This window comes from Mycobacterium sp. NGS16, from assembly GCF_059813225.1.
In genome coordinates, this window is record NZ_JCALEE010000006.1 from 100076 (window position 1) to 123312 (window position 23237).

At 69.1% G+C, this 23237-nt stretch carries 27 protein-coding genes and 1 tRNA gene; 20 read left to right on the top strand and 8 right to left on the bottom strand.

Going from position 1 to position 23237, the window contains the following annotated elements; genetic code table 11:
- The first annotated feature begins 3 nt into the window (after nt 1-3).
- Genes AC5Y4Q_RS15145 through AC5Y4Q_RS15155 form a run of 3 tightly spaced genes read left to right on the top strand, consistent with a single transcriptional unit; the run spans nt 4 to nt 2753 of the window.
- Nucleotides 4-396 (top strand): NINE protein, encoded by a 393-nt coding sequence (locus AC5Y4Q_RS15145; protein ID WP_082952506.1) that lies wholly within the window; start codon nt 4-6, stop codon nt 394-396.
- 60 nt (nt 397-456) lie between these two features.
- Nucleotides 457-1875 (top strand): pyruvate kinase, encoded by a 1419-nt coding sequence (pyk, locus tag AC5Y4Q_RS15150; RefSeq protein ID WP_064920689.1) that lies wholly within the window; start codon nt 457-459, stop codon nt 1873-1875.
- The gene (locus AC5Y4Q_RS15155) at nt 1875-2753 is read left to right on the top strand and encodes an acyl-CoA thioesterase II (protein ID WP_125224490.1); all 879 of its coding nucleotides are present in this window, start codon (nt 1875-1877) and stop codon (nt 2751-2753) included. Before pyk ends, AC5Y4Q_RS15155 begins: the two co-directional genes overlap by 1 nt.
- Before the next feature lie 9 nt (nt 2754-2762).
- On the opposite strand, the gene AC5Y4Q_RS15160 is transcribed toward AC5Y4Q_RS15155, so the two are convergent.
- The 4 genes from AC5Y4Q_RS15160 to AC5Y4Q_RS15175 all read right to left on the bottom strand — a co-directional run bounded on the left by AC5Y4Q_RS15160 (nt 2763) and on the right by AC5Y4Q_RS15175 (nt 6697).
- The gene (locus AC5Y4Q_RS15160; RefSeq protein ID WP_064920687.1) at nt 2763-3332 is read right to left on the bottom strand and encodes a DUF4190 domain-containing protein; all 570 of its coding nucleotides are present in this window, start codon (nt 3330-3332) and stop codon (nt 2763-2765) included.
- A gap of 98 nt (nt 3333-3430) precedes the next feature.
- On the bottom strand, nt 3431-4039 hold the full coding sequence (locus tag AC5Y4Q_RS15165) for an HdeD family acid-resistance protein (protein WP_419179700.1): 609 nt from the start codon (nt 4037-4039) through the stop codon (nt 3431-3433).
- A gap of 40 nt (nt 4040-4079) precedes the next feature.
- On the bottom strand, nt 4080-5324 hold the full coding sequence (locus AC5Y4Q_RS15170) for an alpha/beta hydrolase fold domain-containing protein (protein ID WP_499959500.1): 1245 nt from the start codon (nt 5322-5324) through the stop codon (nt 4080-4082).
- A gap of 65 nt (nt 5325-5389) precedes the next feature.
- Nucleotides 5390-6697, bottom strand: coding sequence for an adenylate/guanylate cyclase domain-containing protein (locus AC5Y4Q_RS15175; RefSeq protein ID WP_499959502.1), 1308 nt, complete (start codon nt 6695-6697; stop codon nt 5390-5392).
- Between the two features lie 66 nt (nt 6698-6763).
- Here AC5Y4Q_RS15175 and AC5Y4Q_RS15180 point away from each other — a divergent pair, with 66 nt between their 5' ends.
- The 3 genes from AC5Y4Q_RS15180 to AC5Y4Q_RS15190 are packed head-to-tail and all read left to right on the top strand — an operon-like array spanning nt 6764 to nt 7867.
- Complete coding sequence (locus tag AC5Y4Q_RS15180) at nt 6764-7090, top strand: YnfA family protein (RefSeq protein WP_499959504.1); 327 nt, start codon at nt 6764-6766, stop codon at nt 7088-7090.
- Between the two features lie 52 nt (nt 7091-7142).
- Nucleotides 7143-7460 carry an ArsR/SmtB family transcription factor gene (locus AC5Y4Q_RS15185; protein ID WP_499959506.1) on the top strand — a complete coding sequence of 106 codons (318 nt, stop codon included), beginning with the start codon at nt 7143-7145 and terminating at the stop codon, nt 7458-7460.
- Complete coding sequence (locus AC5Y4Q_RS15190; protein ID WP_499959507.1) at nt 7457-7867, top strand: SRPBCC family protein; 411 nt, start codon at nt 7457-7459, stop codon at nt 7865-7867. The genes AC5Y4Q_RS15185 and AC5Y4Q_RS15190 overlap by 4 nt, the downstream gene beginning before the upstream one ends.
- A 38-nt stretch (nt 7868-7905) precedes the next feature.
- Here the strand turns inward: AC5Y4Q_RS15190 and AC5Y4Q_RS15195 are convergent.
- Nucleotides 7906-7982, bottom strand: a tRNA-Leu gene (locus tag AC5Y4Q_RS15195).
- 81 nt (nt 7983-8063) lie between these two features.
- Between AC5Y4Q_RS15195 and AC5Y4Q_RS15200 the strand changes: the two genes are divergently transcribed.
- The 8 genes from AC5Y4Q_RS15200 to AC5Y4Q_RS15235 all read left to right on the top strand — a co-directional run bounded on the left by AC5Y4Q_RS15200 (nt 8064) and on the right by AC5Y4Q_RS15235 (nt 16863).
- Nucleotides 8064-8687, top strand: coding sequence for an ANTAR domain-containing response regulator (locus AC5Y4Q_RS15200; protein ID WP_064920724.1), 624 nt, complete (start codon nt 8064-8066; stop codon nt 8685-8687).
- Between the two features lie 37 nt (nt 8688-8724).
- Nucleotides 8725-10083 carry a Pup--protein ligase gene (pafA, locus tag AC5Y4Q_RS15205; RefSeq protein ID WP_109535593.1) on the top strand — a complete coding sequence of 453 codons (1359 nt, stop codon included), beginning with the start codon at nt 8725-8727 and terminating at the stop codon, nt 10081-10083.
- Nucleotides 10084-10101: 18 nt separating this feature from the next.
- On the top strand, nt 10102-11097 hold the full coding sequence (locus AC5Y4Q_RS15210) for a helix-turn-helix transcriptional regulator (RefSeq protein ID WP_499959510.1): 996 nt from the start codon (nt 10102-10104) through the stop codon (nt 11095-11097).
- Nucleotides 11094-12053: a helix-turn-helix transcriptional regulator gene (locus tag AC5Y4Q_RS15215; protein WP_499959512.1), complete on the top strand. Its 960-nt coding sequence runs from the start codon at nt 11094-11096 to the stop codon at nt 12051-12053. Before AC5Y4Q_RS15210 ends, AC5Y4Q_RS15215 begins: the two co-directional genes overlap by 4 nt.
- 75 nt (nt 12054-12128) lie before the next feature.
- Nucleotides 12129-12356 (top strand): Sec-independent protein translocase subunit TatA, encoded by a 228-nt coding sequence (gene tatA / locus AC5Y4Q_RS15220; RefSeq protein ID WP_064920682.1) that lies wholly within the window; start codon nt 12129-12131, stop codon nt 12354-12356.
- A 33-nt stretch (nt 12357-12389) separates the two neighbouring features.
- Nucleotides 12390-13301, top strand: a complete 912-nt coding sequence (tatC, locus tag AC5Y4Q_RS15225) for a twin-arginine translocase subunit TatC (RefSeq protein ID WP_064920722.1) — start codon at nt 12390-12392, stop codon at nt 13299-13301.
- A gap of 9 nt (nt 13302-13310) precedes the next feature.
- Nucleotides 13311-16055 (top strand): DEAD/DEAH box helicase, encoded by a 2745-nt coding sequence (locus tag AC5Y4Q_RS15230; protein ID WP_499959515.1) that lies wholly within the window; start codon nt 13311-13313, stop codon nt 16053-16055.
- 73 nt (nt 16056-16128) lie between these two features.
- Nucleotides 16129-16863 carry a DUF4333 domain-containing protein gene (locus tag AC5Y4Q_RS15235; RefSeq protein ID WP_064920680.1) on the top strand — a complete coding sequence of 245 codons (735 nt, stop codon included), beginning with the start codon at nt 16129-16131 and terminating at the stop codon, nt 16861-16863.
- Nucleotide 16864: 1 nt separating this feature from the next.
- On the opposite strand, the gene AC5Y4Q_RS15240 is transcribed toward AC5Y4Q_RS15235, so the two are convergent.
- Nucleotides 16865-17818 carry a 5'-3' exonuclease gene (locus tag AC5Y4Q_RS15240; RefSeq protein ID WP_499959517.1) on the bottom strand — a complete coding sequence of 318 codons (954 nt, stop codon included), beginning with the start codon at nt 17816-17818 and terminating at the stop codon, nt 16865-16867.
- Between the two features lie 101 nt (nt 17819-17919).
- Between AC5Y4Q_RS15240 and AC5Y4Q_RS15245 the strand changes: the two genes are divergently transcribed.
- Nucleotides 17920-19041, top strand: a complete 1122-nt coding sequence (locus AC5Y4Q_RS15245) for a M24 family metallopeptidase (protein WP_064920679.1) — start codon at nt 17920-17922, stop codon at nt 19039-19041.
- Here AC5Y4Q_RS15245 and AC5Y4Q_RS15250 read toward each other — a convergent pair.
- Nucleotides 19038-19451, bottom strand: a complete 414-nt coding sequence (locus tag AC5Y4Q_RS15250) for a F420-dependent biliverdin reductase (protein WP_064920678.1) — start codon at nt 19449-19451, stop codon at nt 19038-19040. The genes AC5Y4Q_RS15245 and AC5Y4Q_RS15250 overlap by 4 nt on opposite strands.
- Before the next feature lie 35 nt (nt 19452-19486).
- On the opposite strand from AC5Y4Q_RS15250, the gene AC5Y4Q_RS15255 reads away from it, so the two are divergent.
- The 4 genes from AC5Y4Q_RS15255 to ric all read left to right on the top strand — a co-directional run bounded on the left by AC5Y4Q_RS15255 (nt 19487) and on the right by ric (nt 21915).
- A complete protein-coding gene (locus AC5Y4Q_RS15255) occupies nt 19487-20236 on the top strand; it encodes an SDR family NAD(P)-dependent oxidoreductase (RefSeq protein WP_499959518.1) in 750 nt (249 codons plus the stop codon).
- Between the two features lie 128 nt (nt 20237-20364).
- Nucleotides 20365-20682, top strand: coding sequence for a hypothetical protein (locus AC5Y4Q_RS15260; RefSeq protein ID WP_064920676.1), 318 nt, complete (start codon nt 20365-20367; stop codon nt 20680-20682).
- A 66-nt stretch (nt 20683-20748) separates the two neighbouring features.
- Nucleotides 20749-21132, top strand: a complete 384-nt coding sequence (locus AC5Y4Q_RS15265; protein ID WP_499959520.1) for a PPOX class F420-dependent oxidoreductase — start codon at nt 20749-20751, stop codon at nt 21130-21132.
- A gap of 84 nt (nt 21133-21216) precedes the next feature.
- Entirely contained in the window at nt 21217-21915 is a 699-nt protein-coding gene (gene ric, locus AC5Y4Q_RS15270) for an iron-sulfur cluster repair di-iron protein (protein WP_125224478.1), read from the top strand.
- Here the strand turns inward: ric and AC5Y4Q_RS15275 are convergent.
- Nucleotides 21912-22619, bottom strand: a complete 708-nt coding sequence (locus AC5Y4Q_RS15275; protein WP_064920673.1) for a dienelactone hydrolase family protein — start codon at nt 22617-22619, stop codon at nt 21912-21914. The genes ric and AC5Y4Q_RS15275 overlap by 4 nt on opposite strands.
- A 65-nt stretch (nt 22620-22684) precedes the next feature.
- Between AC5Y4Q_RS15275 and AC5Y4Q_RS15280 the strand changes: the two genes are divergently transcribed.
- The gene (locus tag AC5Y4Q_RS15280) at nt 22685-23194 is read left to right on the top strand and encodes an FxsA family protein (protein WP_499959522.1); all 510 of its coding nucleotides are present in this window, start codon (nt 22685-22687) and stop codon (nt 23192-23194) included.
- Nucleotides 23195-23237: the final 43 nt, after the last annotated feature.

Sequence of the window (23237 nt, forward strand, 5' to 3'; positions counted from 1 at the left end):
GGCATGCTCGCAGACATGACCGATCCGTCATGGCCACCGGCCGGGTGGCAGCCCTACCCGCCGCCGGGCCACCCGCCCCCATATCCGGGCTATCCGGACATGTGGGCGCCGTTCGGCCGCCACCCGGTGACCGGACAGCCGTACTCGGACAAATCGAAAGTCACCGCAGCGCTGCTACAGCTGCTCGGGCTCTTCGGTTTCCTCGGGTTCGGCCGCATGTATCTGGGCCAGGCCGGGCTGGGCATCGTCCAGCTGCTGATCGGTCTGGTGGCCACCGTCACGACATACGGAATCGGCATCAGCGTGCCGATCATCTGGGCCATCATCGAAGCGATCCTGATCTTGAGCGGGCGGGTGCACGACAAGCAGGGCCGGACGCTGCGCGAGTTCACATAACCCCTTGGCGCCAAGTGTTCCTGACGAAGACAGCTCAGGCGGCCCGACTATGCTGGCGTCGTGAATAGGCGCGGCAAGATCGTCTGCACTCTCGGCCCGGCGACCCACTCCGCGGAGATGGTCAGGGCATTGGTCGATGCCGGCATGGATGTGGCCCGACTGAACTTCAGCCACGGCGACCACGAAGACCACCGAGCTTCTTACGAATGGGTGCGCATCGCCTCGGACGCGACCGGGCGGGCGGTCGGCGTGCTCGCCGATCTGCAGGGACCCAAGATCCGCCTGGGTCGCTTCGCCGACGGCCCCACCTATTGGGCGAACGGTGAGACGGTGCGCATCACCGTCGCCGATTGCCCCGGTGACCACGATCGGGTCTCCACCACCTACAAGCAGCTGGCCGCCGATGCCGCACCCGGCGATCGGGTCCTGGTCGACGACGGCAAGGTCGGCCTTGTGGTGGAGCACATCGACGGCGACGACGTGGTGTGCACCGTCACCGAGGGCGGTCCGGTCAGCAACCACAAGGGCATGTCCCTGCCGGGCATGAACGTCTCCGCGCCCGCGCTGTCGGAAAAAGACATCGAGGACCTGGAATTCGCCCTCGACCTCGGCGTCGACATGGTGGCGCTGTCGTTCGTGCGCTCGCCTTCGGACGTGGAGTTGGTGCACGAGGTGATGGACCGGGTTGGGCGCCGGGTCCCGGTGATCGCCAAATTGGAGAAGCCCGAGGCGATCGATGACCTCGAGGCCGTGGTGCTGGCCTTCGACGCGGTGATGGTGGCTCGTGGCGACCTGGGGGTGGAGCTCGCCCTCGAAGAAGTGCCGTTGGTGCAGAAGCGTGCCATCCAGGTGGCGCGGGAGAACGCCCGGCCGGTGATCGTCGCGACCCAGATGCTGGAGTCGATGATCGAGAACTTCCGGCCGACCCGCGCCGAGGCGTCCGATGTGGCCAACGCGGTGCTCGACGGCGCCGACGCGGTGATGCTCTCCGGTGAGACCGCGGTGGGCAAGTATGCCCTGGAGGCGGTGCGGACGATGAGCAGGATCGTGTGTGCGGTGGAGGAGAATTCCACGGCCGCACCGCCGTTGACGCATGTGCCGCGCACCAAACGCGGGGTGATCTCATACGCGGCCCGCGAGATCGGTGAGCGGCTCGACGCCAAGGCACTGGTGGCGTTCACTCAGTCGGGTGACACTGTCCGGCGGCTGGCGCGGTTGCACACCCCGCTGCCGTTGCTGGCCTTCACCGCGCTGCCCGAAGTCCGCAGCCAACTCGCAATGACTTGGGGCACTGAGACATTCATCGTCCCGCAGATGCAGTCGACCGACGGCATGATCCGTCAGGTCGACAAGGCGTTGCTGGATCTGGGCCGCTACCAGCGCGGTGATCTGGTGGTCATCGTCGCAGGCGCCCCGCCTGGCACGGTGGGCTCGACCAACCTGATCCACGTACACCGGATCGGGGAGGACGACGTCTAGTGCCGGCCGAGTCGAACACGGACTTCGTGGAGCTGTTGGCCATCCTGGATCTCAAGGCCACCCAAGACGACGTGTTCGTCGGATCGCATCCCAGCAAGACCCCGCTGCGCACCTTCGGTGGACAGCTGATGGCGCAGTCGTTTGTCGCCGCGAGCCGCACCGTCGCCGACACCCTGCCGCCCGGCGCACTGGCGGTCCATTTCATCAACGGCGGAGATCCGGCCCGCGACATTGAATTCCGGGTGCACCGGCTGCGCGACGAACGCCGTTTCGCCAACCGCCGGGTCGACGCGATGCAGGGCGACACCCTGGTCGCCACCGCGATGGTCTCCTACCTATCGGGGGGCCGCGGACTCGAGCACAGCGTGGCAGCGCCGACGGTCGCCGAGCCGGAGTCGCTGCCCCGGGTCCGAGAGATACTCAAGGGCTACGAAGAGGTCGTGCCCGGCTTCGTCAACGCGCCGCATCCGATCGAATGGCGCTACACCAACGACCCCGCCTGGGTGATGCGCGACAAGGGCGAGCGGCTCGAACACAATCGGGTCTGGATGAAGGCCGACGGAGTGCTGCCCGAAGACCCGGTGCTGCATACCGCGCTGATGGTGTATTCGTCGGACACCACGGTGCTCGATTCGATCATCACCACCCATGGGCTGTCGTGGGGCTTCGACCGGATTTTCGCGGCCAGCGCCAACCACAGCCTGTGGTTTCACCGGCCGGTGCGTTTCGACGACTGGGTGCTGTACTCGACGTCCTCCCCGGTGGCCGCGGACTCACGCGGGTTGGGCAGCGGGCACTTCTTCGACCGGTCCGGGCAGCTGATCGCCACCGTCACCCAAGAGGGCGTCCTGAAGTACTTCCCGAGCGCCAAACGCTGACGCGCAGATCTAAGCCGGCATCAGCGCCGGATCCGACGACTCCTGTACCAAGGGTGCTTCGGCGCTACCGAACTTGTTCTCGAAGTGCTCCCGGAACCGCTCGGTGCACTGCTGCTGGGCGGCAGTATCGGAGCCGGCCTTCGTCATGCAGTCCACGTAGTCACCGCCGCCGGCGGTCCGCCAGATGCCGACGTAGACGAAGATGCAGCCGATTCCGGCCACCACGGCCAGCGCCCCGAGCACGATACCGGCGATCGCGACCCCGCCGTTGTCGGCTTCACCGCGCTTGGCCCGGCCGTGGCCGACGAACCCGAGCACCATAGCGACGATGCCGAGCACCACACCGCCGATCACCGACAGCGCGGTCACGATGCCGGCGATGGCGACCACCAAGGCGGCGATGCCGGCACCGTTCCGGGGCGCGCTGCGCGGGCCCGGCGGAGGATAGCCGGGGTGGCCGGGGTACTGCCCGGGCACCGGATACGGGTACGGGTAGCCCGGCGGGGGATAGCCGCCGCCGGCCGGCGGCCAGGACGGTTGAGACTCAGGCGACAGCGAAGGCATCCCGGGCTCGGGCATTGCGCGGACTCCACATCAGAGCATCAGACAGGTGTCAAACGGGTCAGATCTCAGGGTACCCGCGTTGGCGCCAGCGGGTCCCCGAGCTGGTAGGGCGGCTATCTGCCCGACACCGCCGCGTCGATCCGGCGGGACGCCGCCCGCACCCGCAAGGCCGTGATGATCTCGACGATCCCGATGACGATCAGCCAGCTGCCGACCACCAGCGCCAGGATCCACAGCGAGGTGAACGGCGCCGCCAGCGTCACCAACCCGGCCAGCAGGCTGACCACACCCATGACGATCTGCCAGCCACGGCCCGGCAGCGCCGGGTCACTGATGGCCGCGACGGTGGTGGCCACACCGCGGAAAATGAAGCCGACCGCGATCCAGATGGCCAGCAGCAACACCGCGAGGGCTTCCTCGTCGGCGTTGAAGTGCCGGAAACACAGCACGGCCAGAATCACCGAGGCGGTACCACTGAGAAACAGCAGCACCCGCCCGCCCGCGGACACGATGGGCAGACTGAACGCGAAGATCAGCTGAGCAACGCCGGTGATCACCAGATAGATGCCGAACAGCACGGCGGCGGCCAGGATGGTCCGGCCCGGCCACACCAGGATCAGCACGCCCAGGGCCAGGGCCAGCACACCGGAGACCAGTGTCGACTTCCACAGATGCGGCAGCAGACCGGAAGGGGTTGTTTCCATGGCCGAAGTCTGGCACAGATACCGGCGTGCGGCCGGGGGATTGGCCCTGATCACCGCGTCAGGCGGCCGGGGCGACCTGCGAGGCGTAGATCTCGGCGAGGAACTGCTCGACAGCCAGCGCGGCATGCGCTGCCCGCGGCGAGCCGAAGATATCGAAGGCGTGCTGGGCCACCGGCAACTCCGCATAGACGACGGGGCTCGTGCTGACGTCGCGCAACCGGGCGGTGAAGACGCGGGCCTGCTCGACGGGCACCAGCGAGTCGTTGCGGCCGTGCAGCACGAAAAACGGTGGCGCATCAGCGGATATGTACGTCATGGGTGATGCGGCGCGGTAGGTGTCCGGGAACCGGCGCCGGCTCTGCTTGAACACGTAGGCGCTCAGTGCCGGTGCCAGCAGCGGATGCAGATCGGTGTCGCCGGTGAAGTCGTAGATGCCGTAGAACGGAATCGCCGCCCGCACGCTGGTGTCGGCATCGGCGAAACCCGGCTGGAACCGGGGGTCGCCGGCCGTCAGCGCGGTCAACGCGCACAGGTGACCGCCCGCCGACCCGCCGGTCACCGCCACCCAGTCCGGGTCGCCGCCGTAGTCGGCGATGTGGGCTTTGGTCCAGGCCAGGGCCCGTTTGACGTCGACGATGTGGTCGGGCCAGGTGGAACGTGGGCTGAGCCGGTAGTTGATCGACACGCACACCCAGCCCCGCTCCACCAGGTGGGCCATCAGCGGATGTGCTTGGCCCCGTTTGCTTCCCACCATCCAGGCGCCCCCGGGAATCTGGAGCAGCACCGGCGCGCGGCCATCGCGGGGGAGGTCGCGGTGCCGCCACACATCGAGGGTGTTGCGGCCGCCGTATTCGCCGTAGGGGATGTCGGCGTCCGTGGCGTAGTCGCGGTAGACCCGCATCATGCGCACCAGCCCGGGCGCTTTGGCGATTTCGCCGTCGGGGCCCGGCCGCTTCCACAGGTCAGCGCCGTCGGTGCGCCGGCCCGCGCCGAGCTCGGCGTCCAGCGCCGCGGTGAGCGGCCGATTGGCGGTGCGCCCGGCGTGGCTCAGCCCGAGCAGGCCCAGCCAGGACAGCGCCGACACCACCCAACCGAACCGTCTTGCCCGCGGCGGCAACCAGCGCGACACCGCTGCCAACGCCGCGGACTGCCCGGCGATGAGTTGCAGCGGAAGCTCGGAGGCGAATACCCCGAACGCGAACGCGTACAGCGACGCGTAGCCGTGCTTGGTCAGCGGGCGGTAGCCGTTGAGGGTGGTGGCGAGTCCAGCCAGCGAGCCGAGCACGGCCAGAAGCTTCGTCATCACGCTCCTCTGCGTCGTGGGACACCCTGATTCGGCACCCTACCGAAGCCGGTCGCGTCCCCAGGTCAGCGCGCAGGGACCGACAGCGACCGGGCCGCCGGACCGTGCGCGCCGGGCCGGCGCGCACCCACCAGGAACCAGGTGTGCATGACGCCCTTGCCCTTGACGTCGACGTCGCCGCGTTCCTCGAACACGAAATCACTGCTCAACCGCTCGTGGACCTCCCGCGGTACCTGGATGCGGTTCGCGACGCCGGTGGACTCCATCCGGGAGGCCAGGTTCACCGCATCGCCCCACACGTCGTAGAAGAACCGGCGATTGCCGACCACCCCGGCGACCACCGGCCCGGCGGCCAGCCCGATCCGCAGCGACACCGGTCGGCTCAGCGGATCGCGCAGTTCGGCGACGGTGTCGGCGATGTCGAGCGCCAGCCGCGCCAGCGCATGCAGGTGATCCGGTCTCGGCTCGGGCACGCCGCTGACCACCATGTAGGAGTCGCCGCTGGTCTTGATCTTCTCCAGCCCATGCGTGTCGACGAGCCGGTCGAGACCGGTGTAGAGCTCGTTGAGGAATTCGACCAGCCGGCCCGGATCGGTCTGGCTGGCCCGCCGGGTGAAGTCGGCGATATCGGCGAACAGCACCGAGGCGTCCGGATAGCTGTCAGCGATCACGTCGACGGCCGGGTTCTTCAGCCGGTCGGCGACCGCCGTGGGCAAGATGTTGGCCAACAGCGCTTCGGAACGTTCGTACTCGGCCTCCATCGCCGCTTCGGCGTGCGCGATCTCGCTCAGCGCGAACCAGACCGTGGCGACCACCATGAAGCACGCCGAGACCACCACCAGCGCGAAGGACAGGTTGTGCAGCCAGGCCGGCTGATTCAGCTTGTCGGCAGGGACCAGGAACTGCAGGGCGATCGTCAGCGCGGCGCCGAGGCCTGCCACGACGGCGGCCAATGTGATCCGGTCGACGCCGAGGATGAGCACGCTGATCGATGCCGACGCCAGGAAGTAGAACTGGATGCCCGAGCCGGTCCCGACCACCCAGCAGATCACGAACGTCGTCAGGTAGGCGATGCCCACGAATGTCAGGGGCGCGATCAGCTCGCCGTAGTGGTAGAGCAGCGGGGTCAGCACGAAGGCGGCGGCGGCGATCAGATTGAGCGCACCGATCCACCAATAGGTGGGATCGGCCCAGATCTCCAGCAGCCCGAAGCCCGCACTGATGATCGCAGCCAGCCCGGCGGAGACCTTGAGGATCCGCAGCCGCTGCGACAGCCGCGCCGCGTAATGCCGGGTGCGGGCCGGTATGCAGTGCGAGTGCCGGTAGGGGCCCTGGGCCTCGGCCGGCACCGCCAGGAACCGCTTGACGGTCACAATCGACAGCCTAATCCGGTGAGCTGCGCAGTTGGCGGTTTCACCGGGCGGCTAACGTCGGGGGCCATGGTGCTGCGTTCGATCGCGCTGTTCGTGCTCGCCGCCGTCGCCGAGATCGGCGGCGCCTGGCTGGTGTGGCAGGGGGTGCGTGAACAACGCGGCCTGCTGTGGGCCGGGGCCGGGGTGATCGCCCTGGGGTTGTACGGGTTCGTGGCGACGTGGCAGCCCGACGCCCACTTCGGCCGGATCCTGGCCGCCTACGGAGGGGTGTTCGTGGCGGGTTCGCTGGCCTGGGGAGTGGCCTTCGACGGGTTCCGGCCCGATCGCGCCGATGTCCTCGGTGCGCTGATCTGCCTGGCCGGGGTCGCCGTGATCATGTATGCACCACGCTGAAATACGTCGGAAATAGTTGACATGTCGGAAGGATCCGACATAAAGTTCCGGCGTGCCCGAAGACGTCTTCACCGCGATGGCCAGCCCGTCCCGGCGGCGCCTGTTGGAGCTGTTGGCCGACGGCCCCAGGACAGCCGGCGATCTGGCCAGCCAATTCGAGCTGAGTCGTCCCGCCGTCGCCGAACACCTGCAGGTCCTACGCCGCGCGGCGCTGGTTCGCGACGAACCGGTCGGGCGGCAACGCCTCTACTATCTCGAGCCCGCGCCTCTGGCGCAGGTGAGTGAGTGGCTGCAGCCGTTCGAGCGATTCTGGCGCGAACGGCTGCGCAGCTTGGCCGATTTGCTGGAGAACGAGGAGGGGTCCCGATGACCTACGCCCGCACCGGAGCCGTCACGGTCGATCAATTCATCGCGGCCCCGCCCGCGAAGGTCTGGCGGGCGCTGACCGAACCCGCGCTGCTGGAGAAGTGGTGGGTGCCCGGCGACATCGCGGAGAACGTCGGCCACGAGTTCCACTTGCAGATGCCCGGATTCGGCTCGATTCCCTGCCGGGTCGTGGAGTCGGTGCGGCCAGAACTTTTTGTCTACACCTTCAACGACGTCTGGACCCTGACCTGGCGAGTCGTCGCCGAGGGACGCGGGACACGCCTGCTGCTGGAGCACTCCGGATTCGATCTCGACGACAAGCGCGACCACGATGCGTGCGAACGCATGGGCCCGGGCTGGCGTGACATCGTCCTGCCCAGGCTGGCCGAGCTTGCTCCACAGATCGCGTGACGCGAGCCGCCGACGGACCGAGCTTCCGGCGGTGATGGTGGTGCCCTCGGTGAGATTCGAACTCACACTGTACGGGTTTTGAATCCGTTTCCTCTGCCAGTTGGGATACGAGGGCGTAAGCGCTTGGGCGCGGGTCTCCACCTTAGACGATGCCCCGCGGGGTTGCCGCGGCCGCCAGCCGCGACAGAATGGGGTGGTGACTGCGTCGACATCCGAGAGCGCCGCGCGCCCTGCCCGCCGGGTCCTGATCGCCGAGGACGAGGCGCTGATCCGGCTGGACCTCGCCGAAATGCTGCGGGAAGAGGGCTACGAAGTGGTCGGCGAGGCCTGCGACGGCCAGGAGGCCGTGGAGCTGGCCGAGCTGCTGCGCCCGGACCTGGTGATCCTCGACGTGAAGATGCCGCGCCGCGACGGCATCGACGCGGCCTCGGAGATCGCCGGCAAACGCATCGCGCCGATCGTCATGCTCACCGCGTTCAGCCAGCGCGACCTGGTGGAACGGGCCCGCGACGCCGGGGCGATGGCCTATCTGGTCAAGCCCTTCACCGCTGGTGACCTGGTCCCGGCCATCGAGTTGGCAGTCAGCCGCTCCGAGGAGATCGCCGCGCTGGAACGCGAAGTCAGCACCCTGTCGGAGCAACTGGCAACGCGCAAGCTCATCGAGCGGGCCAAGGGCCTGCTGCAGGCCAAGCAGGGACTGAGCGAGCCCGAAGCGTTCAAGTGGATTCAGCGGGCGGCGATGGACAAGCGGACCACCATGCGGCAGGTGGCCGAGGTGGTCCTGGAAACCCTCGACACGGCGGCGAACCCCCCGGCCTGACCACCGTTGCGGTTACTCAACGGCTACGCTCGATGACGTGCAGCGCAGAATCATGGGCATCGAGACCGAGTTCGGTGTCACCTGCACCTTCCACGGCCACCGGCGCCTGTCGCCCGACGAGGTGGCGCGGTACCTGTTCCGCCGGGTGGTGTCGTGGGGCCGTAGTTCGAATGTCTTCCTGCGCAACGGCGCTCGGTTATACCTGGATGTCGGCAGCCATCCCGAGTACGCGACCGCCGAGTGCGACAACCTGACCCAGCTGGTCACCCACGACCGGGCCGGTGAACGGGTGCTCGAAGACCTGCTCATCGATGCCGAGCAGCGGCTGGCCGATGAGGGCATCGGCGGCGACATCTACCTGTTCAAGAACAACACCGACTCGGCCGGCAACTCCTACGGCTGCCACGAGAACTACCTGATCGTGCGGGCCGGGGAGTTCTCCCGGATCTCCGATGTGCTGCTGCCGTTCCTGGTGACCCGCCAGCTGATCTGCGGCGCCGGCAAGGTCCTGCAGACCCCCAAAGCCGCCACCTTCTGCCTGTCGCAGCGCGCCGAGCACATCTGGGAAGGCGTCTCCAGCGCGACCACGCGCTCCCGCCCGATCATCAACACCCGCGACGAACCGCACGCCGACGCCGAGAAGTACCGGCGGCTGCACGTCATCGTCGGCGACTCGAACATGTCCGAGACCTCGACGCTGCTCAAGGTGGGCAGCGCGGCGCTGGTGCTGGAGATGATCGAGGCCGGCGTGCCCTTCCGCGACTTCTCCCTCGACAACCCCATCCGGGCGATCCGCGAGGTCAGCCACGACGTCACCGGCCGCCGGCCGGTGCGGCTGGCCGGCGGACGCCAAGCCGGCGCCCTGGACATCCAGCGCGAATACTTCGGGCGGGCCGTGGAGTACGTGCGGACGCGGGCCAGCAACCCGCAGCTCGAGCAGGTCATCGACTTGTGGGGCCGCCAGCTCGACGCCGTGGAAACCCAGGATTTCGCCAAGGTGGACACCGAGATCGACTGGGTGATCAAGCGAAAGCTGTTCCAGCGCTACCAGGATCGCTACGACATGGAGCTGTCGGACCCGAAGATCGCCCAGCTGGATCTGGCCTATCACGACATCAAACGCGGCCGCGGCGTGTTCGATCTGCTGCAGCGCAAAGGCCTGGCCGCCCGGGTCACCACCGACGAGGAGGTCGACGAGGCGGTCGACACCCCGCCGCAGACCACCCGGGCCAAGCTGCGCGGTGAATTCATCAGTGCCGCACAGGCGGCCGGACGCGACTTCACCGTCGACTGGGTGCACCTCAAGCTCAACGATCAGGCCCAGCGCACCGTGCTGTGCAAGGACCCGTTCCGGTCCGTTGACGAGCGGGTCAAACGCCTGATCGCCAGTATGTAGCGCCTATCCTCTCTTCTCATGGCGACCGCCAAAGTCGAACGGCTCTTGAACCTGGTCATCGCGTTGCTGTCCACTCGCGGTTACCTCACCGCGGAGAAGATCCGCACCAACGTCGCGGGCTACGACAGCACCCAGAACCTCGACGCCTTCTCCCGGATGTTCGAGCGCGACAAGAACGAGCTGCGTGACCTGGGCATTCCGCTGGAGACCGGGAAGGTGTCGGGTCTGGACCCGGTCGAGGGCTACCGGATCAACCCCGAGGCATACGCGCTGCCCGCGATCGAACTCACCCACGAAGAAGCGGCCGCGGTCGCGGTCGCCGTCCAGCTGTGGCAGTCGCCGGAGTTGCGCGCCAACGCCCAGGGCGCGGTGACCAAACTGCAGGCCGCCGGTGTCGATGTGGACGCGGACCGCGCCGACGTGCTGGTTGCCCCGCCGGCGGCGCTGCCGGGCATCCATCGCGCCGAGCCGGCGCTGCGGGCGCTGATGGACGCCGTCCAGGCGGGGCAGGCCGTGCAGTTCGGCCATCGCCCGTCACCGGTGGCGCCCTACAGCACCCGCACCGTGGAGCCGTGGGGGGTGGTCACCCACGGCGGACGCTGGTACCTGGTGGGCCACGACCGCGACCGCGATGCGGTACGCACCTTCCGGATGTCGCGGATCGCCGACGATGTCACACCGATCGGGCCGCCGGGCGCGGTCACCCGCCCCGACACCGCCGATCTGCGCCAGATCGTCGCGGCCGCCGTAGGGGAGGCTCCCAGTGGTCTGCAGGCGCGTATCTGGGTCGCCGACGGTCGGGCCGTGGCGCTGCGCCGAGCCGGCACGGTACTGGGCCGCGAGTCGTTGGCCGACCGCGACGGCGACGTCATCGGCGTCGACATCGGCACCCACGACCGGCTGGCCCGGGAGATCGCCGGGCATGGGGCCGACGCCGTCGTCCTGGACCCGCCCACGCTGCGCGACGACGTGGTGGCCCGCCTCACCGCTTGCGCCCGGGGGGTGCCGGCGTGAGCCCGCTGTCGACCCGGCTGGTCCGGCTGCTCAACATGGTGCCCTATTTCCTGGCCCGCCCGGGCATCACCAAAGAGCAGGCCGCCGCCGAACTCGGGGTGAGTTTGGGCCAGTTGCAGAGCGACCTGGAGCAGCTGGCGGTGTGCGGGTTGCCCGGTTACGGGCCCGGGGACCTGATCGACCTGACGTTCTACGAAGATCGCATCGACGTCTACGAATCCGCGGGAGTGGATCGGCCCTTGCGGCTGACCTCGCGCGAGGCCACCGCCATGCTGATGGCGCTACGGGCGCTGGTCGACATGCCCGGCATCGTCGACCCCCGGGCCGCCCGCAGCGCGATCGCCAAGATCGAGAACGCCGCCGGCACCGCGGTGCAGGAAGCCTCCGAGGCCGCCGGCGACGACAACGCGGCCGCCGACGTGGTCCGCGACGCCGTGCGCCGCCACCGTGCCCTGGCCATCGACTACTACGCCGCCTCGCGCGACACCTCGTCGCACCGGGTCGTCGACCCGATCCGGGTGGTGCTGATCGCCAACCACAGCTACCTGGAGGCCTGGTGTCGCGAGTCAGCCGGTGTGCGGTTGTTCCGCTTCGACCGCATCGACGGAGCCGAGGTGCTCGACGAGCCGTCCACGCCGCCGGAACCGGCGCGGCAGGCTGAGACCGACACGTCGTTGTTCGACGCCGATCCGTCGATGCCGGTCGCGACCGTGCGGGTGGCGCCCTCAGCAGCGTGGATGTTCGAGTACTACCCGATGCGTCTGGTGGCGGAGCTGTCCGACGGGTGGCGCGAGGCGGAGCTGACGTACGCCTCCGACGAGTGGTTGACCCGGCTGCTGCTGGGGATGGGCGACGAGGTGCAGGTGGTGGCGCCGGAGTCGCTGGCGGCCCGGGTGCGCGATGCCGCGGCGGCCGCACTGGCGGTGTATGGCGTGGTACATACCGGCTCCGGCTAGCAGCCCGCGCTGCGCGGAGGCGGGCCGACCTGCGGTACTGCGGTAGCATCGAGGCGACGTCTGGAGGTATCCGAAGTGGGCAGTCTCAGTCCGTGGCACTGGGCAATCCTGTTGCTCGTAGTGGTCGTGCTGTTCGGCGCCAAGCGGCTCCCCGACGCGGCACGGTCGCTCGGCAAGTCGCTGCGAATCTTCAAATCCGAGATCCGCGAACTGCAGGGCGAGAGCAAGGCGGAACCATCTGCCACGCCATCACCAGTACAGTCCGAACGCGTCGAGCCACCGGCTGACCCACGGTCGGCCTAGGCTCTCGTCTCCGCAGCGCCCGAGCGCCCCGTGATGGTGCGTGCCACCAGCTTCGTCAAGCGGCTTGACCCACGCCAACGGCGCAGCCGCACCAATCCCGACGGGACGATGTCGCTCGTCGACCACATCCGTGAACTGCGCACCCGGTTGCTGCTCTCATTGGCCGGGATCGCGGTGACCACCGCCTTCGGGTTCGCCTGGTACTCGCACGGCTTCCTGGGGATGGAAAGTCTCGGCGAGTGGCTAAGACATCCCTATTGTGCGCTGCCCGACTCCGCGCGAGCACAGATCGCTTCTGACGGGCACTGCCGACTGCTGGCCACCGGGCCGTTCGATCAGTTCATGCTCCGGCTCAAGGTCGCTGTCGCCGCCGGCGTGGTGCTGGCCTGCCCGATCTGGTTCTACCAGCTGTGGGCCTTCATCACACCGGGGCTGTACCGCAAAGAGCGCCGCTTCGCGGTGGTGTTCGTCGTGTCGGCGGCCGTGCTGTTCGTCACCGGCGCCGTCCTGGCTTATCTGGTGCTGGCCAAAGCGCTGGGCTTTCTGTTGACCATCGGCAGCGACGTCCAGGTGACCGCGCTGTCCGGCGAACGCTATTTCGGTTTCCTGATCAACCTGCTGCTGGTGTTCGGGATCAGCTTCGAGTTCCCCTTGCTGATCGTGATGCTCAATCAGGTCGGCGTGCTCAGCTACGCCCGGCTGGCCGCATGGCGGCGCGGGTTGATCTTCGCAGTGTTCGCGTTCGCGGCGGTCGCCACGCCGGGCTCCGATCCCTTCTCGATGACCGCGCTGGGCCTAGCGCTGACGCTGCTGCTGGAGCTCGCGATCCAGATCGCCCGGCTGCACGACAAGCGCAAGGCCAAGCGGGAGGCGGCCGCACCACTGCCCGACGACGAAGCCTCGCCCATCGAAGCTCCCGCCCCCGTCGCCGCGCCGCATGAGTAGCTGCCCGGCATGACCGAACTGAGCCGGTTCGCCACGGAACTGCCGTTCGGGCTGGACGACTTCCAGCGCCGGGCATGCCAGGCACTGCAGGACGGCCGAGGTGTGCTGGTGTGCGCCCCGACCGGCGCCGGCAAAACCGTGGTCGGGGAGTTCGCGGTGCACCTGGCCCTGGCCGCCGGCGGCAAGTGCTTCTACACCACCCCGATCAAGGCGCTGAGCAACCAGAAGCACACCGACTTGGTCGCCCGCTACGGCAAGGACCGGGTCGGGCTTTTGACCGGTGACCTGTCGGTCAACGCCAACGCGCCGGTGGTAGTGATGACCACCGAGGTGTTGCGCAACATGCTCTACGCGGGTTCGCCTGCTCTGCAGGGGCTTTCGCATGTGGTGATGGATGAGGTGCACTTCCTGGCCGACCGGATGCGCGGCGCGGTCTGGGAGGAGGTCATCTTGCACCTGGCCGATGAGGTGCGGCTGGTCAGCCTGTCGGCCACAGTCAGCAACGCCGAGGAATTCGGCGGCTGGATCCAGACCGTGCGCGGGGACACCACCGTTGTCGTCGACGAGCACCGTCCGGTGCCGCTGTGGCAGCACATGATGGTCGGCAAGCGGCTCTTCGACTTGTTCGAATCCGGGCCCGGCGCCGAGGGGCCGGGCCGCCCGCACGTGGACCCACAACTGTTGCGGCACATCGCCCACCGCCGCGAAGCCGACCGGCTCACCGACTTCTCACCACGCCGCCACTCGGGCCGGGGCGGCCCAGGGCGCCCGGCCTACCGGCCCCCGATGCGCCCCGATGTGATCGCGGTGCTGGACTCGGCCGGGCTGCTGCCGGCGATCACCTTCGTGTTCTCCCGCGCCGGCTGCGATGCCGCAGTCAAGCAGTGCCTGCGTTCACCGCTGCGGTTGACCACCGAGTCCGAGCGCGCCCGGATCGCCGAGGTGATCGACCACCGCTGCGGTGACCTCGCCGACGACGACCTGGCCGTGTTGGGCTATTACGAATGGCGCGAGGGGCTGCTGCGCGGGCTGGCGGGCCACCACGCCGGGCTGCTGCCGGTGTTTCGCCACACTGTCGAGGAGTTGTTCGCCGCCGGCCTGGTCAAGGCCGTGTTCGCCACCGAGACCCTGGCGCTGGGCATCAACATGCCCGCCCGCACGGTGGTGCTGGAACGCTTGGTCAAGTTCAACGGCGAACAGCACGCCGCATTGACGCCGGGGGAGTACACCCAGCTGACCGGGCGGGCCGGCCGGCGCGGCATCGACGTCGAGGGCCATGCGGTGGTGCTGTGGCATCCGGGGGAGGCCACCGCCGATCCCGACCAGGTGGCCGGGCTGGCATCTACCCGTACCTTCCCGCTGCGCAGCTCGTTCGCGCCGTCGTACAACATGACGATCAACCTTGTCCAGCAGATGGGCCCCGAGCAGGCCCACCGGTTGTTGGAGCAGTCGTTCGCCCAGTATCAGGCCGACCGCTCCGTGGTCGGCCTGGTGCGCGGCGCCGAACGCGGCGAACGGATGCTCGATGAGATCGCCGCCGAACTCGGCGGCCGCGACGCGGCGGTACTCGATTACGCCCGGCTGCGGGCGAAGATCTCCGAACGGGAACGCGCCCAGGCGCGTGCCTCCCGGTTGCAGCGCCGTCGGGCCGCCAGTGATGCCTTGGCGGCGTTGCGGAAAGGCGACATCATCACCTTGACCCACGGCCGCCGCAGTGGTCTGGCGGTGGTGCTGCAAGCCGACCGGGACTCCGACGAACCGCGGCCGCTGGTCCTCACCGAGCACCGGTGGGCCGGCCGGATCTCCTCGGCCGACTACTCCGGCGCCATACCGCCGATCGGCACCATGAGCCTGCCCAAGCGGGTGGAGCACCGCCAGCCCCGGGTCCGTCGCGACCTAGCCTCGGCGTTGCGGTCCGCGGCGGCCGGGCTGGTGGTGCCCAACCCGCGCCGGCGGCGCGGCAGCGGGCCGCCGGAGGAACCGGTGGATCCGGAACTGGCCGCGCTGCGCCAGCGCATGCGCGACCACCCGACCCACGCCGAGCCGGATCGCGAGGCCAAGGTGCGCACCGCCGAGCGCTACCTGCGGGTAGAGGCCGACAATGCGCAGCTGCGCCGCAAGGTCGAGGCGGCCACCAACTCGCTGGCCCGCACCTTCGACCGGATCGTCGGGCTGCTCGCCGAGCGGGACTTTATCGCCGTGGGTGACGGTGATCCGAAGGTGACCTCCGACGGCCGGATGCTGGCCCGGATCTACAGCGAGAGCGACCTTTTGGTCGCCGAGTGTCTGCGGACCGGGGCGTGGGACGGTCTCGGCCCGGCGGAACTGGCCGCAGTGGTCTCCGCGGTGCTCTACGAATCACGCGGTGCGGACAGCCCGGGTGGGCCGCCCACCCTGCAACCGCCCACCGAGCCGGTGCGCCGGGCGCTGCATCAGACCCGCAGGCTCGCCGCGGCGCTGCGGGCCGACGAGCGCCGGCACGGCATCACCGCGAGCCGTGAGCCCGACGAGGGCTTCGTCGCCGCGGTGTATCGCTGGGCTCGCACCGGCGACCTGGCTTCGGCGCTGGACGCTTCGGACGCGGCCGGGGCCGGTTCGCCGTTGTCGGCGGGTGACTTTGTGCGCTGGTGCCGCCAGGTGCTCGACCTGCTCGATCAGCTGCGCAATGCGGCGCCCGGAGCCGACCTGCGCGCAACCGCAAAACAGGCCATCGACACGGTTTTGCGCGGCGTGGTCGCCGTTGACGCCGGGTAGGCTGGTCCGGGCGCTACGGTGGAGAGCCGGCGGTGATCAGCACCCGCTACGTGAGAGGACTCGAGGAACAACGATGAGCGGACCGCAGGGATATGACCCGACGCAGCCGTGGCAGCCTCAGCAGCCCGGACAGCCCGAAGAACAGCCGGGCACCGGCCAGAGTCCTGCAACCGGCGCCGAGCAGCAGTGGCAGCCGCCGGCCTACACGCCGTCGCAGTACCCGCAGCAGACGTCCTACCCCTCGGCGCCGCAGTATCCCGGCTATCCGCAACCGGAGCAGTACGGCCAGCCGGCCCAGTATGGCCAGTACGGGCAACCCGCTCAGTACGGCCAGCCGGGTCAGTACGGGCAGCCCGGCCAGTACGGCCAGCCCGGCCAGTACGGGCAGCCGGGCCAGTACGGCCAACCCGGTCAGTACGGTCAGTACCCCCAACAGCCGGGCCAGTTCGGTCAAGCCGGGCCGGCGAACAAGCGCCCGACCGCGCTGGTCGGCACCGTGCTCGCCGCATGCGTGGGCATCGCCGCTCTGGTGGTGCTGGTGCTGGGGTTCTGGAAGCCCGGGTTCTTCGTGACCACCAAGCTCGACGTCGAAAAGGCGCAGCAGGGCGTGCAGCAGATCCTGGCCGACCAGACCAACGGCTACGGCGCGAAGAACGTCAAGGACGTCCGGTGCAACAACGGTCAGAGCCCGGTGGTCAAGCAGGGCGACACGTTCAACTGCGAGGTCAGCATCGATGGCACCAAGCGTCAGGTGACCGTCACCTTCCAGGACAACTCGGGTACCTACGAGGTCGGCCGGCCCAAGTAGCTCAGTCCGGCAGCGTGTCGAGTGCCCGCTGCAGCCGGGCGATCGAGGATCCGACGCCGAAGCGGTCGGCCAGTTCGGCGACGCGAGCGGGGTCGGCCGCCGCCAGCGGCAAGGTGTCCGACGGTGTCGACAGCTTGACCGGGGCGTCGGTAGCCACCCGCACCACCGGGCCGGCGGCGGCGATATAGTCTTGCGCCGCCTGCAATTTGGCTCGCACTCCCTTGGCCATCGGCGAGCCCGGATCAGCCGCGGCGTCCAGCACGGCCGCCAGCGAGCCGTACCGGGCCAGCAGCCCGACCGCTGTCTTCTCGCCGATCCCGGGCACACCGGGCAGCCCGTCCGACGGGTCCCCGCGCAGCAGCGCCATCTCGGCGTAGGCGGCGCCGGCGCGCTCGGCGGGCAGACCGTAGCGCTGCGCCACCTCCGCCGGGCCGAACAGGGTCGCCTGCGCCAGCCCGCGCCCGAGGTAGAGCACCGACACCGGAACCGGGCGGTCGGCGACCACCTGCAGCAGGTCACGGTCGCCGCTGACCACGATCACCGGATCCTTGCGTTCGGCCGCGGCCAGCGTGCCCAGCACGTCATCGGCCTCGAAGTCCGGCGCCCCGGCGGTGGCGATCCCGAACGCGTCGAGCAGCTCGGCGATCATCTCCACCTGGGGACTCAGGTCGTCGGGGACCTCCTCGACATCTGGGTCGTCGGGCACTTCTTCAGCCACCCGGTGCGCCTTGTAGGAGGCGATGAGGTCGACCCGCCACTGCGGCCGCCAGTCCAGATCCAGGCAGACCGCCAACCGGCCGGGACGCTGCCGGGTGATCAGGGTGGCCACCGAGTCGAAGAAGCCGCGCACGGCGTTCACCGGACGGCCGTCGGGAGCGGTGATCGAAGACGGCACCCCGAAGTAGGACCGGAACCACATACTGGCACCGTCGAGCAGCAGCACGGGAGCAGGCATGATTGCCACCCTATTTCCCCCCGCGAGTGGGAATACCACGACGGCACTCAGGCGTGTCGCCTCGTGAGATTCGCACTCGCGGGCCGGTTAGCCTGGTGTGCGTGACTTCCCGGTTCGACAGCTCCGTGTACGCCGACCGCCTGGCCGCCGCGGCCGCCGCCACCGCCGACGCCGGCCTGGACGGGATGGTGATCACCCCGGGCTACGACCTGCGCTACCTGATCGGGTCGCGCGCCCAGACCTTCGAGCGGCTGACCGCGTTGGTGGTGCCCGCGTCCGGCCGGCCCACCATGGTGGTGCCGCGGCTGGAGTTGGCGGCGCTGCGCGAATCGGCGGTGGCCGACCTGGGTATCGCAGTGCAGGACTGGGTCGACGGGCAGGATCCCTACCGCCTGGTGGGCGCGGCGCTGGGTGCATCGCCGACTTCCGCGGCGGTCACCGAGTCGATGCCGGCCTTGCATCTGCTGCCGCTGACCGATGTGCTGCGCACGACTCCGGTGCTGGCCACCGAGGTGTTGCGCGAACTGCGAATGATCAAGGACCCCAGCGAGATCGACGCGCTGCGTAGGGCCGGTGCAGCGATCGATCGGGTGCACGCCCGGGTGCCGGAGTTTCTGGTGCCGGGCCGCACCGAGGCCGACGTCGCCGCAGACATCGCTGAAGCGATTGTCGCCGAGGGGCATTCGGAGGTCGCATTCATCATCGTCGGTTCCGGGCCGCACGGCGCCGACCCGCACCACGAGTGCTCGAACCGCGAGCTAGAAACCGGCGACATCGTCGTGGTGGACATCGGCGGCCCGGTCGAGCCTGGATACCATTCCGACTCGACCCGGACCTACAGCCTGGGGGAGCCGGATCCGCAAGTGGCGCAGCGGTATTCGGTCTTGCAGCGGGCGCAGCGCGCGGCGGTCGAGTGCATCCGCCCCGGGGTTCCGGCGCAGCAGGTCGACGCGGCGGCACGCGATGTGCTGGCCGAAGCGGGATTGGCGGACTACTTCGTGCACCGCACCGGCCACGGCATCGGCTTGTCGGTGCATGAGGAGCCCTACATCGTCGCCGGCAACGACGTTGCGCTGGCCGCCGGGATGGCGTTCTCGGTCGAGCCGGGCATCTATTTCCCCGGCGAGTGGGGCGCCCGGATCGAAGACATCGTGATCGTCACCGAGGACGGCGCCGAGCCACTGAACAACCGGCCGCACGATCTGGTCGTGGTACCGGGCTAACGGTTGCCGCGATCGAGCAGGTCGGCCGACCCGAGCACGCGCTCTACCTGCACTTCGATCACCACGCGCTGCGGGTTCACCCGCGGCGTGCGGTATCGCTGGGCATAGCGCAGCTCCGCGTCACGCACGGCGGCGGCCGCGTCGTTGACGCTGGCGCGGCCCTCCAGCGAGAGCCAGCGCGCGCCGTCGACTTGGCTCAGCACGGCCACCCCGGCGCGCTCGGCGTTGACCGCCTTCTGCGAACCGCCGGTGGTGATCACCCGGGCGATGTGGGTTTTCGGATCAAAGGTGAAGCCGACCGCGACGACGTGTGGAGAGTTGTCGGCGCGCAGGGTGGTCAGCATCGCCAGGTGGCGTTCAGTGAGAAACGCCAGCGCGTCGCTGGTCAGCCGGGTCGTCGCGTTCGCCATCACCGTTCACGCTAGCGCAGGCGATAATCGCAGCCGTGAACGACACGGTGGACGGGCCGGTGGTGATTTTCGGCGGGCGCAGCGAAATCGGCGTGGAGTTGGCGTGCCGACTGGCGCCCGGCGCGACGGTGGTGCTGGCCGCCCGCGCTGCTGACCGGCTCGACGCCCAGGTCGCCGCGGTGCGCAACGCGGGTGCCGCGGCGGTGCACACCATAGAGTTCGACGCCGACGACCTGGCCGGGCACGGCCCCCTGGTCGCGGCCCTGATCGCCGAGCACGGCCCGATCGGCACCGCGGTGCTGGCCTTCGGGATCCTGGGCGACCAGGCCCGCGCGGAATCCGATGCCGCGCACGCGGTGGCCGTGGTCCACACCGACTACGTTGCACAGGTCAGCTTGCTCACCCACCTGGCCGCGGCGATGCGCGCGGCCGGCCGGGGCCGCCTGGTGGTGTTCTCGTCGATCGCGGGGGTGCGGGTCCGCCGCGCCAACTACGTCTACGGCTCGGCCAAGGCCGGTCTGGACGGGTTCGCCAACGGACTTGCCGATGCCTTGCACGGCACCGGCGTGCAGTTGCTGATCGTGCGTCCGGGGTTCGTCATCGGGCGGATGACGGCCGGTATGAAACCGGCTCCGCCGGCCAGCACGCCGGCCCAGGTGGCGGACGCAACCGCTCGCGCGCTCGCCCGGGGCCGACGCATGGTCGCCGTGCCCTGGCTACTGCGGCCGATGTTCGCCGTGATGCGGCTGGTGCCGCAGGCCCTCTGGCGGCGGATGCCGCGCTGACCGGGCGAAGATGATCGCAATCCGATGCTCGTAACGTGGCAGGAAACTGACATCAATGTAAGAAAAGCCGAGGAATCTGGTACGCTGGTCTGGTCATCGCCCTTCTAACAGGACTATGGTCTAAAACCATGGACGATCGTGATAAAGACCCGTCGGTGGTGCTGCCCTATCTGATCGGTCGGCCGCTGCCTGCGACCGAAGTCTATGAAGCTTTCGGCTACCGCAAGTCCGCCTACTACAAGGCGGCACACGAAGGCCGGCTCATCACCGCCGACAACCTGCTCCGGGTCGCCCAGCACTTCGGCCTCAACGCCGTTGATCTGCTGGTCCGCTACGGTCTGATCTCCGCCGACGCGGTGGCCGCCTACGTGGACTCGGCCCAGCCGAAGCCCGCGCTGCCCAAGCTGGCCGAGCTGCACCCGCTGCCGAGCCGGCCTCCGCTGTAGCCCGGCCCGACTCGCCCCGTTGTCACGCTTCCGGCGCCGCGGCTCCGGGCGGGTAGATTCGCGTCCGTGGCACCGACCTTTGCTGACCTCGCCCAGTCCGACTACCTGCTGCTGACCACGTTCACCAAAGACGGCCGCCCCAAGCCGACTCCGGTGTGGGCGGCCGCCGACGGCGACCGGCTGTTGGTAATCACCCAGGAATCGTCGTGGAAGGTCAAGCGGATCCGTAACACCCCGCGCGTCACCCTGGCGGTCTGTGACATGCGGGGCCGTCCCAAAGGTGAGCCGATCGAGGCGCTGGCCACCGTCCTGGACAAGTCCGACAACGGCGCCGTCTACGCCGCGATCGGCAAGCGCTATGGGCTCATCGGCCGGGTGTTCAACGTGTTCAGCAAGCTGCGGGGCGGCATGCATAACAACGTCGGGCTGGCGCTGACCGCCGCCGGCTGAGGACGCGACCGGGTCACATATAGTGGACTTCAATCATTGAAATTGCCATTGTTGGATTGACCCGCCGACAACCCAGGAGTTCTCGTGGCCGCCTTCACCTCCGACCAGATCCTTGGCGACATCGTCACCGCCGACCCGTCGACCACCCGCATCCTGAGCAGGTTCGGGATCGACTTCTGCTGCCATGGCCAGCGCACGCTCGGTGACGCGTGCGCTGCCGACGGTGTCGACGCCCAGGAGCTGCTCGCCGCGCTCAACAGCTCCACAGCGCCCGCTCAGCGCGCCGACTGGGCCGGCTTCGACGACCCTGCGCTGATCGCCCACATCGTCAGCACCCACCACCGCTTCCTGTGGGACGAGTTCCCACGGTTGGCGGAGCTGGTCGACAAGGTGGCGCGGGTGCACGGCCGCAACCACGGCGAACTCGTACGCGTCCGGGAGCTCTTCCACCAGCTGCGCGCCGGCATGGAGCCGCATCTGCGCACCGAGGAGACCATGCTGTTCCCCGAGATCAGCCTGCGGGCCGGCCGGCCGGACCGTCCGCTCTCCGACGAGTTACGCAACGAACTCGCCGCAAACCAGCAGGAGCACGACAACGCCGGCCGCCTGCTCGCCGAACTGCGTGAGCTCACCGACGGCTACACCATTCCGGCGGACGCCTGTGCCAGCTACACCGCGATGCTGTCCGGCCTGGCGGACCTGGAGAGCGACATCCACTTGCACGTGCACAAGGAGAACAACGTCCTGTTCCCGCGGGTGCTCGCCACGGCGGCCACCGCTTAGTCGCCGCTGTCGGCGCGCAGGTGTTCGCCGAAGAACGCGAATACCCGTGCCCAGGCATCGGCGGTCGCGGCTTCGTTGTAGCCGAAGCCGGCGATGCGGATCAGCGGCTGGGCCGGCAGCTTGTTGGCGAAGCTGTGTCCGGCGCCGGGGTAGACCTTGATGTCGTGCGGGATGTTTTTGTGCTCGACGATCCGTCGTAACCGATTGGGTGCGCCGATACCCATCGGGTCGCGTCCCCCGAAACTGGCCACGATCGGGCAGGCGCCCTCGAGCGTCTCGCTCAGCTGCCGGGGCAGCGGGGTGCCGTAGAACGGGGCGGAGGCGCCGAATCCCTTGGGCGACAAGATCAACGCGAATTGTCCGCCCATACAGAATCCGGCGATCCCCACCTTGCCGGAGCACTCCGGCATGCCCAGCAGGTGATCGCGGGCGGCGATGATGTCATCGAGCGCGCGGCCGCGCTGGGTCAGCAGCTCCCGGAACACCCGGGTGATGCAGCGGGCCCGGCCGCCGCGCGAGTACAGGTTCGGCGACACCGCGAGATAACCCGCCTCGGCGACGTGCCCGGAGATGGCCGCCATGTCCGCGGCGTATCCGATGGCGTCGTGAATCACCACCACCCCGGGCCATGGGCCCGGCCCGTCCGGAATATCCAGCAACGCGTCGATGGGTCCGTCCGGGGTGGCGAGTTCGATGGTCGTCATCGCATCAACGTATGCCCCGGTGTGCCCCGAGGGAACCTCCTCGGCGTCCCGGACGTTGGGGTGGCATGGCGAGCGCTGTGTTGCGGATGTTTGTGGTCTACGTCCTGGCCGAGTCGGCCGCGGCTGCCGCGCTGATCTGGGCAATCGGATTCGGCTGGACGCTGCTGCTGCTGCTGGGCGCCTTCGTGGCGGGGCTGGCGTTGTCGGCCGGGCAGCTTCGCCGCCAGATCGGCCGGCTGCGGTCGGGCCTCAAGCCGGGCGTGCTCGCCGATGGCGGGCTGATCGCGGCGGGCACGCTGCTGATCCTGGTTCCGGGGCCGCTGACCACGCTGATGGGCTTGCTGCTGCTGGCGCCGCCCACCCGGACCGCCGCCCGTCCACTGCTGGCTGCGGCGGCCACCGCCGGGCTGGGCCGGCATACGCCGCTGGCGGCCGCCACGGTCGCCGGCGGACGCTGGTATGCCGCTCGGCGCGCTCCGGGCCGGCCAGCCGACTACATCGACGCCGAAGTCGTCGACGTTTCTGACGTCACCGACGTGCGCCCGCTCCAGCCGCCCGCCCTGTCGGTCGGCTGATCCGGCGTCATCGGCACCCCGTACGTTTTACGACGTGACAGTC